Annotated in this window: 19 protein-coding genes; 8 read left to right on the forward strand and 11 right to left on the reverse strand. The window is 33.5% G+C overall.

Features of this window, described 5'->3' with window-relative positions:
* Nucleotides 1–59 precede the first annotated feature (59 nt).
* From rlmH to ACZ5CF_RS10070, 5 genes are all read left to right on the forward strand, one after another.
* Nucleotides 60–533 carry a 23S rRNA (pseudouridine(1915)-N(3))-methyltransferase RlmH gene (rlmH, locus tag ACZ5CF_RS10050; RefSeq protein ID WP_464579225.1) on the forward strand — a complete coding sequence of 158 codons (474 nt, stop codon included), beginning with the start codon at nt 60–62 and terminating at the stop codon, nt 531–533.
* Between the two features lie 3 nt (nt 534–536).
* Entirely contained in the window at nt 537–1,109 is a 573-nt protein-coding gene (locus ACZ5CF_RS10055; RefSeq protein WP_464579226.1) for a non-canonical purine NTP diphosphatase, read from the forward strand.
* A 149-nt stretch (nt 1,110–1,258) separates the two neighbouring features.
* On the forward strand, nt 1,259–2,950 hold the full coding sequence (locus ACZ5CF_RS10060; RefSeq protein ID WP_464579227.1) for a DEAD/DEAH box helicase: 1,692 nt from the start codon (nt 1,259–1,261) through the stop codon (nt 2,948–2,950).
* Nucleotides 2,951–3,029: 79 nt separating this feature from the next.
* Complete coding sequence (locus tag ACZ5CF_RS10065; RefSeq protein WP_464579229.1) at nt 3,030–3,791, forward strand: carboxypeptidase-like regulatory domain-containing protein; 762 nt, start codon at nt 3,030–3,032, stop codon at nt 3,789–3,791.
* Between the two features lie 12 nt (nt 3,792–3,803).
* A complete protein-coding gene (locus ACZ5CF_RS10070; protein WP_464579231.1) occupies nt 3,804–4,445 on the forward strand; it encodes a SanA/YdcF family protein in 642 nt (213 codons plus the stop codon).
* 6 nt (nt 4,446–4,451) lie between these two features.
* Here the strand turns inward: ACZ5CF_RS10070 and ACZ5CF_RS10075 are convergent, their stop codons facing one another.
* Genes ACZ5CF_RS10075 through ACZ5CF_RS10105 form a run of 7 tightly spaced genes read right to left on the reverse strand, consistent with a single transcriptional unit; the run spans nt 4,452 to nt 7,550 of the window.
* Complete coding sequence (locus ACZ5CF_RS10075) at nt 4,452–5,045, reverse strand: hypothetical protein (RefSeq protein WP_464579232.1); 594 nt, start codon at nt 5,043–5,045, stop codon at nt 4,452–4,454.
* 16 nt (nt 5,046–5,061) lie between these two features.
* Nucleotides 5,062–5,289: a VOC family protein gene (locus tag ACZ5CF_RS10080; protein ID WP_464579233.1), complete on the reverse strand. Its 228-nt coding sequence runs from the start codon at nt 5,287–5,289 to the stop codon at nt 5,062–5,064.
* A gap of 7 nt (nt 5,290–5,296) precedes the next feature.
* The gene (locus ACZ5CF_RS10085; RefSeq protein WP_464579234.1) at nt 5,297–5,437 is read right to left on the reverse strand and encodes a VOC family protein; all 141 of its coding nucleotides are present in this window, start codon (nt 5,435–5,437) and stop codon (nt 5,297–5,299) included.
* Between the two features lie 7 nt (nt 5,438–5,444).
* The gene (locus ACZ5CF_RS10090) at nt 5,445–5,972 is read right to left on the reverse strand and encodes an SRPBCC family protein (protein ID WP_464579235.1); all 528 of its coding nucleotides are present in this window, start codon (nt 5,970–5,972) and stop codon (nt 5,445–5,447) included.
* A gap of 37 nt (nt 5,973–6,009) precedes the next feature.
* Nucleotides 6,010–6,426, reverse strand: coding sequence for an SRPBCC family protein (locus ACZ5CF_RS10095; RefSeq protein WP_464579236.1), 417 nt, complete (start codon nt 6,424–6,426; stop codon nt 6,010–6,012).
* Between the two features lie 7 nt (nt 6,427–6,433).
* Nucleotides 6,434–6,844, reverse strand: coding sequence for a VOC family protein (locus ACZ5CF_RS10100; RefSeq protein WP_464579238.1), 411 nt, complete (start codon nt 6,842–6,844; stop codon nt 6,434–6,436).
* Nucleotides 6,845–6,884: 40 nt separating this feature from the next.
* Nucleotides 6,885–7,550 carry a TrmH family RNA methyltransferase gene (locus ACZ5CF_RS10105; protein ID WP_464579239.1) on the reverse strand — a complete coding sequence of 222 codons (666 nt, stop codon included), beginning with the start codon at nt 7,548–7,550 and terminating at the stop codon, nt 6,885–6,887.
* A 44-nt stretch (nt 7,551–7,594) separates the two neighbouring features.
* Here ACZ5CF_RS10105 and ACZ5CF_RS10110 point away from each other — a divergent pair, with 44 nt between their 5' ends.
* Entirely contained in the window at nt 7,595–8,269 is a 675-nt protein-coding gene (locus ACZ5CF_RS10110; RefSeq protein WP_464579240.1) for an SIR2 family NAD-dependent protein deacylase, read from the forward strand.
* Here the strand turns inward: ACZ5CF_RS10110 and ACZ5CF_RS10115 are convergent.
* The gene (locus tag ACZ5CF_RS10115) at nt 8,258–9,496 is read right to left on the reverse strand and encodes a glycosyltransferase (protein WP_464579241.1); all 1,239 of its coding nucleotides are present in this window, start codon (nt 9,494–9,496) and stop codon (nt 8,258–8,260) included. The genes ACZ5CF_RS10110 and ACZ5CF_RS10115 overlap by 12 nt on opposite strands.
* Before the next feature lie 6 nt (nt 9,497–9,502).
* Nucleotides 9,503–9,973 (reverse strand): heme-binding domain-containing protein, encoded by a 471-nt coding sequence (locus tag ACZ5CF_RS10120; protein WP_464579243.1) that lies wholly within the window; start codon nt 9,971–9,973, stop codon nt 9,503–9,505.
* A gap of 42 nt (nt 9,974–10,015) precedes the next feature.
* On the opposite strand from ACZ5CF_RS10120, the gene ACZ5CF_RS10125 reads away from it, so the two are divergent.
* Together ACZ5CF_RS10125 and purB are read left to right on the forward strand one after the other, a co-directional pair.
* On the forward strand, nt 10,016–10,579 hold the full coding sequence (locus tag ACZ5CF_RS10125) for an adenylosuccinate lyase (RefSeq protein WP_464579244.1): 564 nt from the start codon (nt 10,016–10,018) through the stop codon (nt 10,577–10,579).
* 63 nt (nt 10,580–10,642) lie between these two features.
* Complete coding sequence (gene purB / locus ACZ5CF_RS10130) at nt 10,643–11,986, forward strand: adenylosuccinate lyase (RefSeq protein ID WP_464579245.1); 1,344 nt, start codon at nt 10,643–10,645, stop codon at nt 11,984–11,986.
* Nucleotides 11,987–12,036: 50 nt separating this feature from the next.
* On the opposite strand, the gene ACZ5CF_RS10135 is transcribed toward purB, so the two are convergent.
* Entirely contained in the window at nt 12,037–12,579 is a 543-nt protein-coding gene (locus ACZ5CF_RS10135; protein ID WP_464579246.1) for a DUF4252 domain-containing protein, read from the reverse strand.
* Between the two features lie 56 nt (nt 12,580–12,635).
* A complete protein-coding gene (locus ACZ5CF_RS10140; RefSeq protein ID WP_464579248.1) occupies nt 12,636–13,175 on the reverse strand; it encodes a DUF4252 domain-containing protein in 540 nt (179 codons plus the stop codon).
* Between the last annotated feature and the right edge of the window lie 2 nt (nt 13,176–13,177).

Below are 13,177 nucleotides of genomic sequence, written 5' to 3' on the forward strand. Positions count from 1 at the left end.
TTTATCGCTAAAATAAGACCATTTTTATAAATAACTTTGGTCTTAGTAATAATAACAACATGACCATAACATTATTAGCTATTGGTAAAACAGATAATAAAGCACTAGAACAACTAATTAATGAATATGCAAAACGATTAAAGCACTATATAAAGTTTAACTTTATTATTATACCAGACATAAAAAACAGTAAAAATTTAAGCGTTCAGCAGCAAAAAGAGAAAGAAGCCGAGCAGCTCTTAAAAAAACTTTCTGCAGCAGATACAGTAATTTTGTTAGATGAAAACGGAAAACAATATTCTTCTGTTTTATTTTCTGATTTTTTGCAAAAAAAAATGAATGCAGCTACCAAAAATCTTGTGTTTATTATTGGAGGTCCTTATGGTTTTGCTGATGCTTTATATAACAGAGCACGAGGACAATTATCACTTTCTAAAATGACTTTTTCGCACCAAATGGTACGGCTGTTTTTTGTAGAGCAACTTTACAGAGCTTTCACTATATTACGTAACGAACCCTATCATCATCAATAAGCTATGCAACTGGTTTTTGCTACACACAACGAGAATAAATTTAAAGAAGTTAAGCTGTTAATGCCTAAGCACATAGAACTACTTAGCTTAGATGATATTGGCTGTTTTGAAGAAATTCCTGAAACAGCGCAAACAATAGCAGAAAATGCCATATTAAAAGCAGAATATGTGTATAGAAAATATAAAGTAGCTTGTTTTGCTGATGATACAGGGTTAGAAGTAGACGCCTTAAATGGTGCCCCCGGTGTGTATTCTGCCAGATACGCAGGTCCTCAAAAAAGTGCTGCCGATAACATAAACAAATTATTGTTAGAGCTTAAAGACAATAGTAACAGAGGTGCTCAATTTAAAACTGTTATTGCACTAAAAACTAAGCAAGAAGAGTTGCTTTTTCAAGGAATTGTAAGAGGCTCTATAACTACCTTACCTATTGGAAGTGGAGGCTTTGGCTATGATCCTGTTTTTATTCCTGAAGGGTATTCTAAAACTTTTGCAGAGCTTCCTATTACAACCAAAAACGAAATCAGCCACCGAGCAAAAGCACTACAACATTTATTAGATTATTTAAAAAAATAATATTTACATGCTATTATTAACTAATTAATGGTACATTTGCGCCTTCAATTTAGCCGCCAGTATGGCATGTGTTGTGAGGGCTTCACAATTTTATACGGATTTTCGCCCCAATACAACACTCGTATTTGCGAAAAAAAGTATAAAAATTTATGACAAAATTTGAAGCACTCGGCCTCAACAACTCTCTTTTGATGGCCATTAATGATTTAGGATTTGAAACTCCTTCTGAAGTACAAGAAAAAGCAATCCCAATTTTACTAAACCAGAAAACAGATTTAGTAGCGCTTGCACAAACCGGAACAGGTAAAACTGCTGCATTTGGGTTTCCGTTAATTCAAAAAATAAACACTAAAAGCTCTATAACACAGGCCTTAATTTTATCGCCAACCAGAGAACTTTGTTTACAAATAACTAACGAGCTCACACATTATGCTAAATATGAGCCTACTATAAATGTTGTAGCTATTTATGGTGGCGCCAGTATTAAAGATCAAGCTAAACAAATACAAAAGGGAGCACAAATAGTAGTGGCAACACCCGGACGTATGCAAGATATGATTAATCGTAACCTTGTAGATATCTCTAATATTGATTATTGTGTGTTAGACGAAGCAGACGAAATGCTTAACATGGGATTCTATGAAGATATTACCGCAATTTTATCGCATACTCCTTCAAACAAAAACACATGGTTGTTTTCTGCTACTATGCCTAAAGAAGTGGCTACCATAGCCAGAAAATTTATGCAACAGCCCAAAGAAATAGTTGTTGGCACAAAAAATTCGGGATCAGATAATGTAAAGCACGAGTATTATGTGGTTAACGGCAGAGACAGGTATTTGGCTTTAAAGCGTCTTGCAGATGCTAATCCGGGGATATTTTCTGTTGTGTTTTGTAGAACTAAAAGAGACACACAAAAAGTTGCCGAAAAGTTAATTGAAGACGGTTATAATGCGGGGGCGCTTCACGGAGATTTAAGTCAAAATCAGCGGGATATGGTTATGAAAGCATTCCGCTCTAAACAACTGCAAATGTTAGTTGCTACAGACGTTGCAGCCAGAGGAATTGATGTAGATGATATTACCCACGTAATTAACTACCAATTACCAGACGATATAGAAACCTATACACACCGAAGTGGTAGAACCGGTAGAGCAGGAAAATCCGGGGTTTCTATGGTTATTGTTTCTAAAAGTGAAGTTAGAAGAATAAAAACCATAGAAAAAATTATAAAGAAAAACTTTGAAGCAAAAAAACTGCCAAGCGGAATAGAAATTTGCGAAATTCAACTGTATCATCTGGCAAACAGTATAAAAAATACTCCGGTAAACAAAGAAATAGAGAATTATTTACCAGCCATTTATGATGTTTTTGAAGGTATAGAAAGAGACGATTTAATAAAAAGAATGATTTCTGTAGAGTTCTCTAGATTCTACAATTATTATAAGAATGCCCGCGATTTAAATATTAGCAACGATAAGGAAGATTACAGCAGTAACTCTGATAGTGTTAGATATTTTATTAATGTAGGTGAAAGAGATGGTTACGACTGGAGATCTCTTAAAGATTTTTTACGCGCTGTTTTAGAATTAGACAAAGACGATATTTACCGTGTAGATGTTAAAGAAAGTTTTTCATTTTTTAATACCGACACCAAACACAAACAAACCATTTTAGAGATTTTCTCAGAATTTAAACTAAATGGCAGGTTTATAAATGTAGAAGTATCTAACAATCCTAGTAGTAGTAAAAGTAGAGGAAAGAAAAAAGGAAAAGGAAAAAAATCATTCAGCAGGCATCAAAACTCATCTAAACGAAAAGCAAAAAAAAGGTACAATTAAAATTAGTTAATATTACATTAAAATATAGTTTTGCCATACCGGGTTTTCTATTTGTTTAGTATTTTTAGCCCCAATGAGTATGAAAAATTTTTTCTTTTTATTGTTTTTCCTGGTAGGGTTTACCCTTTATGCACAAGAAGATAGTGCATTACAAGCTACTGTTATAAACGCACAAACTCAAGAACCTTTAGAGAGTGTTCACGTAATTAACTTAAATAAAGTAATTGGTACAATTACTAATAAAAACGGTGAGTTTAAAATAACTGCAGCAGTAAACGATACACTTTATTTTTCGTATTTAGGGTTTAAATCTATTAAGGTTCGTGTTACAAACGATATGCTCAAGTTTAAAAACACTAAAATAGAGCTTACAGAACTTGCCTATGCACTAGAAGAAGTTACTGTAAAACCTTACCAATTAACAGGTTATTTAGAAATTGATGCTAAAAATATCCCTATAAATACTGCTTACCAATACAAAATTGCAGGATTGCCAAGAGGCTATGAAGCCAGAAGCTATAACCCAAGTACTATCACAAAAGTACTGGGTGCGCTTTTTAATCCGGCAGACTTTCTACACAATATCTTCGGAAAAAAGCCTAAGCAAATGCGAAAGCTTAGAAAAATGAAAAAAGATGATGAAATTAGAAATCTCTTGGCTTCTAAATTTGATAGAGAAACCCTAACCGAACTACTGCAATTAGAGCGTATTGATATTGATGAAATTTTGCGAAACTGTAACTACTCTAAACAGTTTATACAAACTGCAAACGACTTGCAAATTTTAGATGCCATAAGTGAATGCTATGAAGAGTATAGAGTTTTAAACAGGATTAACTAACTTTATGCTACTATGGCATTTAAAGTAAAAATTATTCCTGTTTTATCTTTTTTGTTTTTAATACTTGTGCTTATTGTAATTAGCTGTAATGCTTGGGTTAATCAATTTAGTAAACGGTGTTACAGTGATGTAGAATCATTACCTAAAAAGAAAGTTGGATTAGTACTTGGTACTGCTAAATTTTTAGTTAGTGGTGGAGAAAACCCCTACTACACAAACAGAATTAAAGCTGCCGTAGAGGTTTTTAATAGTGGTAAAATAGATTACATTATAGTGTCTGGAGATAATGCTACTAAAGCCTATAATGAACCCATTACAATGAAAAACGATTTAGTAGCTAATGGCATTCCTGAAGATAAAATATACTTAGATTATGCCGGTTTTAGAACGTTAGACTCGGTAGAGCGAGCCAAAGAAATCTTCGGTCAGAATTCATTTATAATTATCTCTCAACAATTTCACAACGAAAGAGCTTTAGCCATTGCACAATCTAAAGGTATAAATGCATTTGCTTTTAATGCCAAAGGAGTGTATGGCAAAAAAAGTTTTAAAACCAATTTAAGAGAGCTATTTGCAAGAGTTAAAACAGTTTTAGATTTAACCATTTTGCAAACCAAGCCAAAATTTTACGGTGAAAAAATAATTATAGAGTAGCCAAATCTATTGTTTTCTCACTGTGCCCGTAAAAACACTAATATTTTTACTTATTGGATTTCCGGATGATCTTCTAAAAGATACTACCTGCCCTACATGCCAAATAGCATCTGCTATTGGACCATTTATTAAATTCCAAAAAGGGAACTCAACTATATTATTATCTCGATTAAAAATTATGTTGGTGTTTTCTAAAATTCCGGGATTTGAAAACCGTAAAAAATCACTTGTTTCTTTTAACATGTGCAACGTATTTGCTCGCTTATCTTTAAACGAAGTTGCTTTTAGAGCTTCTTTTTGTAAAACCGTTTTATAAATTAATGAGACAAGACTGTAAATATGATCAATCGTTTCTATTGTAGTTCTTGCATTCTCACTAGGCTTATACGCTAAATCTACTTCTCTTAGCCCCTCTGTAGCCCAATAATATCTAAAACCCAATCCATCAATTAATCTTGCTACGACAGTTTCTGAGGTATACTTTTCTGGATGTTGAGGGATTTCGGCATACGGTAATGTTTGCATAGACGATGTATTTATTTGTGCTTGAAGCATTATAGTTACCCACACAAAACAAAACACAGTAACTTTCTTTTTCATATAAAATAAAATTCTGTTAAGCATTAGAGTGCAAGGCTACTCTGTTTCCTTCTGTATCTATAAACACCCCCATGTAACCATACTCTGGCGAAATTTGTGTTTTTGGTTGATATATTTTTCCTCCGGCAGCTTCTACTCTATCTAACTCATGTTGAACATCATCACTTTTAAAATAAACGAGAGTTCCTTCTTGAGAAGGAATATAAGTATCTTGTTTAATTAGCGTTCCTTGTGCTCCCGGCACGTCACCTCTATCCGGAAACCACCCCCATTAGCATTCCACCAAAATCAACAACATTAATTTCTAGATTAAATACTGTTTCATAAAACTGTTTGGCTCTATCCATATCATGCACAGGAATCTCAAACCAACATACCATATTATGCTTCATAACTTTCTTAGCTTTCTAAACGATTTTTAAGTTTGTTTAATCCGTTTTCAAAATCTTTCCCCACAGCCTTATCCATGTTCATGAACAGCATAAAAATGCTAAACGGAAATTTGTTTTTACCAGAAAATCCCCAAGTAACTTTAGTACTATTTTCTCCTTCTTTAACTACTTTTAAGTATGCATCAGATTCAGATTTCCATGGTTTAAAAAAGCGTAATTTGCTTTCTACCACTTCGTTGTCTACAATTTTTGTGATTTCTTGTTCTCCTTCTCCAACATCTTTATTACCTGCCCATCTGCTTAATGCTCCAACGGTACCGTCTTCTCCTTCAAACTCTTTTTTCATGTTTGGATCTTTTTCTTCCCACGGGCTCCATTCTTCTTGGTTTTTTAAATATTTAAGGTAGGCAAATACTTCAGAAATCGGTTTATTAACAACAATACTTCTGCTTATGTGAAACGTTTTTGGTGCAATTAAACCTAATACAATTACAAGTGCTACCAGACCTGCTAAAATGTAAAGAAAAATACTCATGTTTTTAGTTTTTATGGTTAGTAATTAGTTTAATAAATTATTGGTAAGGTTGTCCAATCCCTTTTTCTACATATTGTCGTAAACTCTCTAAATAACGCCCCCAAGAAAAAGAGCACTGCGCATAAAAATCATCATCTTTTTTCCAATTTGAATGTTCAAATTTAATACGTGTTTTATTGTTGTTAGTATCTAAACTAAATTTGATTGATGTGTTAATCCATTCCGGAGCAGACTTAATACATTTCCATTCTACGTAATTACCGGGAACTAATTTTACAACCTGCATGGTATTAAAAAAATTGGGTGGAAAATTAAACTCTAACAATTTTCCTTCTTCTGGATTGCCGGTTGTATGCACTGTCCACCAAGACTGTAGTCCTTCTAAAGTTGTAAGTGCGTTATAAACAGCATCAATAGGAGCGCTGCAATGAAATAAATGCTTAATACTGTACATAAACTACTTATTTATGCTCACTACTTACCATCCATTGTACACCAAATTTATCTACCAGCATACCAAATTTCCCTCCCCAAAAAACTTCCTGAAAAGGCATAATATCTTTACCTCCTTCGGCTAAACTTTTGTAAATAGCATACGCTTGGTCTTCTCTTTTTATATTTAGACTCAAATGGTAATTGTTACCTTGGTTAAATGGCATTTGCCCTGTATTATCTGACCCCATTATAATTATACCATTGCATTCAAGAGTGCAATGCATAATTTTATTGTGTATTTCTTTAGGAAAAGAAGACCCGTTTGGTGCTTCAGAAAAACGCATAATCATACTAATCTCTCCGCCTAAAACATCAGCATAAAAATTCATTGCTTCTTCGCAATTTCCATTAAATGTTAAATAAGGATTAAGCTGCATTGGTATTGTTTTTAGTTGATTTTTATTAAAGATACGACTTTTACTTTTGATTTTTTTCTGTGTAAAACCTCTCTACAATGGCATCAGAGCTTTTTATGGTGTTTTTTGCCCACTGTAAACGTATAGCTTGTTTTTCTGTTTCTGTAAGTTGCCAATTTATATTAGATCTTTTTAGTTTTTGAGTTACTTGCTGTAAAATTATTGCAGCAGAAACAGATATGTTTAAGCTTTCACTAAAACCAAACATAGGAATTTTTAAATGTTCGTCTGCTTGCTGTAAAACAGTTTCAGAAAGCCCTTCTTTTTCTGTACCAAAAAAGAATGCGGTAGGTTCTGTAACTTCAAAATCATGCAGCACTACAGAGTTAGTATGGGGCGTTGTCGCTACAATTTTATATCCTTTATCTCTTAAATGATCTATGCAGTCTGTAGTTGATTTATAACGCTCTACATTTACCCATTTTTGAGCTCCCATTGCTATATTTTTATCTAAACGTTTCCCAAAACGTTCTTCTATAACATGAGCCGTTTGCACACCAAAAACATCACAGCTTCTAATTACTGCACTGGTGTTGTGCACCTGAAAAACATCTTCTATCGCTACTGTTATAAAATTAGTTCTCTCTTGTAGTACTTGGGTAAACTTTTGTTTGCGTTCGGGAGTTAAATAACCTTCTAAATACTCCAATAACTGTAGGTCTACCATCTTAATTTTTCATCAAATATAAAGAAACTTCTATTTTTACACTTATGAAGCATATAGTAGTATTAACAGGAGCCGGTATAAGTGCAGAAAGTGGTTTAAAAACGTTTAGAGATGCTGATGGTTTATGGGAGGGGCATGACGTTATGGAAGTAGCATCGCCAACAGGATTTGCAAACAACCCAGAATTAGTATTAGAGTTTTATAACCAACGCAGAAGACAGTTATTAGAAGTTAAACCCAATAAAGCGCATTATGCCTTAGCCGAGCTTGAAAAAAACTACCAAGTAACCATAGTTACCCAAAATGTAGATGATTTACATGAACGTGCCGGTAGCAATAATGTAATTCATTTACATGGTGAGCTTTTAAAGGTTAGAAGTACCAATGATGAAAGCTATGTATTAGATTGGAAAACTGATTTAAAACTGGGCGATTGCTGTGAAAATGGTTATCAGTTACGACCTCACATTGTTTGGTTTGGAGAGCCGGTGCCAATGATAGAGAAAGCTATAGAAATTTGTGAAACAGCCGATATTTTACTTATTATCGGAACTAGCTTACAGGTGTATCCGGCTGCAGGATTAATAAATTATGCGCCCCCTAAAGCTAAAATTTATTATATAGACCCGAATCCGGTTATAAGTAGTACAACACAAATAACCGTTATCTCGGAGAAAGCAACAACCGGAGTACCAAAAGCTATTTCTTTACTTACTTAATTTATTTTTAGTTTCTATCCACTTTGCTAAATACATTGTGCTTTTATGGTTATGGTGTTGTAACATAGCGCCTATAAAATTTTGCGTTCTATGTTCCGGCAAATTATTTAAAAGTTTTGTTGTTGCGTTTATTAAATTTTTGGCATGAACTTTTTTAGTAAATCTTTCTTTTAAGATTGTGTAACCATTTACCTGAGCTTCACTCCAAAGAGGTTTATTAGTATAAAGCTTAACAGCTGCAGCTGCAAACTCTTTATCGGTTTGGGTAACAATACCGTTTGGTGTTAATGTACCGAACATGCCTTCTGCCCCAATAGGTGTTGTAACACACGGAGTACCATTTATCATTGCATCTATTAGTTTTCCTTTTAAGCCTGCACCAAAACGTAAAGGCACTAAACAAACCCTATACTGCTGCATAACAGTATGAACGCTTTCTGCCCACCCCTTTATTAAAAAACCTTCTTTAACGCTGTGTAAACTATTTATTTTTTGAGTTTTGTAAGCACCATAAACAGACAATGTTGCTTTAGGTAACTGTGCTTTTATTAAAGGCCATATTGTGTTTTTTAAGTACAATATAGCATCTGTATTGGGCGCATGCAAAAAGTTACCAATTGTTATAAAGCCTTCTCGTTGATTGAATTTTGGTACTGTGTTAATATTTAAATTTTCTGTATTTAGTAAAAATGGCAAATAAAGCAGTAAACTTTTAGGAACAGAAAAATGATTTACAAGAATATTGTATTCTTCTTCAGAGATAATTAAACTTAAGTCGCACCTGTAAATACTTGCTATTTCACGCTTTGTTATATCTAATTTAAAAAGAGATTTTAAGTTAAACTCCTTTTTTTGTTTTATTGCTTTATGCCTGCCCATTCGCAAGCAATGCAAATCTTCTGTATCTAATATTTTAAGCGCATTCGGGCAGTGCTCTGTAACACGCCAACCAAATTGTTCTTCGGTTATAAACCTATCAAATAATACAATATCAGGATTTAAATCAACTATAAAATCATCAAAACTCGAGTGGTTTAATTTAACGGTTTTACAAACAACCCCTAATTCTTGTAAAGGGTACGAGTTGTTGCTTTTTTCTGCTGCACTAACAAAGGTTAAGGAAAAATTGTGTTCTAAAAATGTATTAATTAATTGAAGCATTCTTGAGCCCGCTGCAGTTGTGAAAGGCTCAGGCCATACATTGCCAATTATTAAAACCTTAAGCATAGTTGGTTACTTTATAATGCTCATTTTATATCTAAACCTTAGTGTGTTTGCGTATTGGGTTAACATATTAATTTGTTCATCTGTAAGTTCTGCATCTTTATGCACTATTAAGTAAGAGTCTAATGGCATATGACGTTTTTTTACTTCGTCTATAATTTCTTCTAGCTTTTTGTCTTTTCGTTTTGCCGAAAAACTTTTCCATTCAGAAAAATTAAGCTCTTCTTTACCATGATCTATATGCCACTGTAACCAATAATTTACCGGCGTAATATAACTATACCAAGGGTATTTTGTGTTATTAGAATGGCAATCATAACATGATGTTTTTAGCATTTTAGCAATAGCTTCGGGCGGGCGCTCTGCCACAATAAAATCGGTTTCCAAAACTTCTGTAGAAGTATTTTTATCCGGTCTGAAAAATTGAGCTATTATAAACACTACTAAAGCTAAACCCGCTATTTTTCTAAAGATTTTCATAATAATTGGTTTTAAGCCACCTAAATTAGCTAATTTAGTTGAATGACGTTGCAAGAGTTATACAATAGCTTAAATTATGTAACTGCTTCTAGAGAGCAACGAAGCTTTTACGCAAAGTATATTTTACAACATAATAATGAGCTCCCCAACCTAATTGCTATTGTAAAATTAACAGATGATCCGGTTTCGTGTAAAGCCGGTTGGATTTTAGATTTTGTGGCTCGTAAAGATATAACTGCTATTGTACCTCACATAGATTTTTTTCTGTTAGATTTAGAAAAAGTATACTTAGATTCTTGTGTGAGACCTGTTGCTAAAGTTTGCGAAGAGCTTATAACCCATTATTTTAAATGGCAAACTCCTGCCGTTATTACTGTTGTTACTAAATCCCACTTGCAAAAAATAACAGAGCTTTGTTTTGATTGGCTTATAGGCAAACAAAAAGTTGCCGTTAAGGCTTATGCTATGAACACCCTTTATTTATTAGGTACAAAGTTCTCTTGGATTCATAAAGAGTTAAAGCTTATTTTAGAACAAAATTTTAACAACCACACTGCTGCCTATAAAGCACGTGCTAAAAATATTTTAGCTAAACTTAATAAGTAGTTTTTTAGTTTCTAATTTAGTTTTGTAACAAGTATCTTTGCTGCTTTAAAAAAACAACACAACATGTCGCTCAATACGCTAAACGCTATTTCTCCAGTAGATGGCAGATACCGTTCTAAAGTAAGCTCTTTAGCTAATTTTTTTTCTGAAGAGGCTTTAATAAAATACCGAGTTCTTGTAGAAATAGAATATTTTATTGCCTTATGCGAAATTCCCTTACCGCAACTAAAAGATTTTGATGCTAATTTATTTGCAAAACTAAGGGCTATTTATAAAAACTTTACTGCCATAGATGCATCAGCCATTAAAGAAATAGAGAAAACAACCAATCACGATGTTAAAGCTGTAGAGTACTTTATAAAACAAAAATTTGATGAGCTTGGCATATCTCAATATAAAGAGTTTATTCATTTTGGACTTACATCACAAGATATAAATAATACCGCAATCCCACTTTCTATTAAAGATGCTTTAAGCCAAGAGTATATACCAATTTACACCGAATTAAAAAATACCTTGCAGGCATTAGTTAAGGAGTGGGAAAACATTCCAATGTTGGCTAGAACCCATGGGCAGCCTGCATCGCCAACCCGATTAGGAAAAGAAATTAATGTGTTTGTAACTCGTTTAAACGAGCAGTTTAATTTACTGAACGATATTCCTTGTGCTGCAAAATTTGGGGGTGCAACCGGCAATTTTAATGCCCATAAAGTGGCGTATCCTGATGTAGATTGGAAAGCATTTGCTACAAACTTTGTGCAAGGTAAACTTGGATTGCAACACTCTTTCCCTACTACTCAAATAGAGCATTACGACCATATGGCTGCTTTATTTGATGCCTTAAAGCGTATTAACACTATTATTATTGATTTGAATAGGGATATGTGGACCTACATTTCTATGGATTATTTTAAACAAAAAATAAAAGCCGGAGAAGTAGGTTCGTCTGCCATGCCTCATAAAGTAAACCCGATAGATTTTGAGAATTCTGAAGGAAACTTGGGTATTGCTAATGCTATTTTTGAGCATTTAGCTGCTAAGCTCCCAATTTCAAGATTACAAAGAGATTTAACAGACAGTACAGTTTTACGCAACGTTGGTGTGCCATTTGCACATACTTTAATTGGTTTTAAAGCTACCTTAAAAGGTTTAAGCAAGCTTTTATTAAATAAAGAAAAATTTGAAGCAGATTTAGAAGACAATTGGGCGGTTGTTGCAGAGGCTATTCAAACGATACTTAGAAGAGAAGGGTATCCAAATCCTTACGAAACTTTAAAAGGGCTAACCAGAACAAACCAAAAAATTACTCAGCAAACCATTGCTGCATTTATTGATACGCTGCAAGTATCTGACGCTGTGAAAAAAGAACTCAAACAAATAACGCCAAGTAATTACACCGGTATATAAAAATAAAGGGCTGAGTAAAACTCAGCCCTTTATTTTTTTGCTGCTTTTAGTTAATTTTTAAAAAAATTACTTAGCTGCTCTAACTCTTTAGTTTCTATATTATTTTCATTAATAGCATTAGCCAATTTCATTATTTGAGAAGGTTGCATATTATCTCCTAACACACGCACTAGTGCAAAACCCTTGGTGTCATCACTGCCGTAAACTATAACTTCATCTAAAGCATCACTTTCTCCTTTATATTTTATTGTTGCTTTATTTTTACCAATACTAAAGCGCATAAGCTCTTTATAATTATCATTCACTAAAATTTGCTTTACTTTGGCTTTTTCTGCTTCAAATGCTGCTTTGTTACTTTCTGTTGCTCTGTAAGCTAAAACATTTAGTTTTTTTAGTGATTGGTATGCTTGTTTTTGCTCTGGTGTTAAAGTTGATTCTTCTAACTTTAATAAGCTGGCTGGCAAATCAACCGAAATAAAATCCGGCTTTTCTGAGCTTTCTACATAATATTCTTGAATACTCTGGTTGTTGTCGCACGCTACCAGCAATAAAGTGGCTGCAAATAGCATGGTGATTTTTTTTATAAGTTGCATAGCTGTTTTTTTGATGGTTAAAAGCCTGCAGATTTACTGCAGGCTATGTTGTACATTTATTGTTTTTTACCGGCTTTCTCTAAATCTGAAGGCAGGTTCATTTTTTGTGTTAAACTTCCTATTTTGGTAAGATCTATATCACCTGTAAGTGTAAGTAGCACTGTTTCTACTTTTCTTCCGTTTGTTTCTACATCTTTAATTCCGGAAACAAACATTAACAACTCACTTACATGATCTTCGTCTTTACCTTCTTTAACATAAAACTTAACATTGGCTTCTTTGTCTTTTACTCGCATAAGCTCTTTTAATGATGAGCTTTTTAAGTATTTATTTACTGTGGCCTTCATCTCATCGGCAGTACTTTTATTTTCTGTTATAAAAACTTTAAGGCTGCTTAATGATTTTGCCATATCTATATAATCTTGCGCTTCAGGATCGTTAACATCTACTGCCATTTTACTTAGCATATCAAACATGTTTTTGTTAACAATCACAACAGATACATCGTCTCTATCTTCAAACTTATCAAAAGCCGATTGTCCTATCATGGCTAACGGAGCCAAAAGAAACGCTACTATTACTATTACTTTTTTCATGA

It is taken from the genome of Lutaonella thermophila (genome assembly GCF_055387725.1).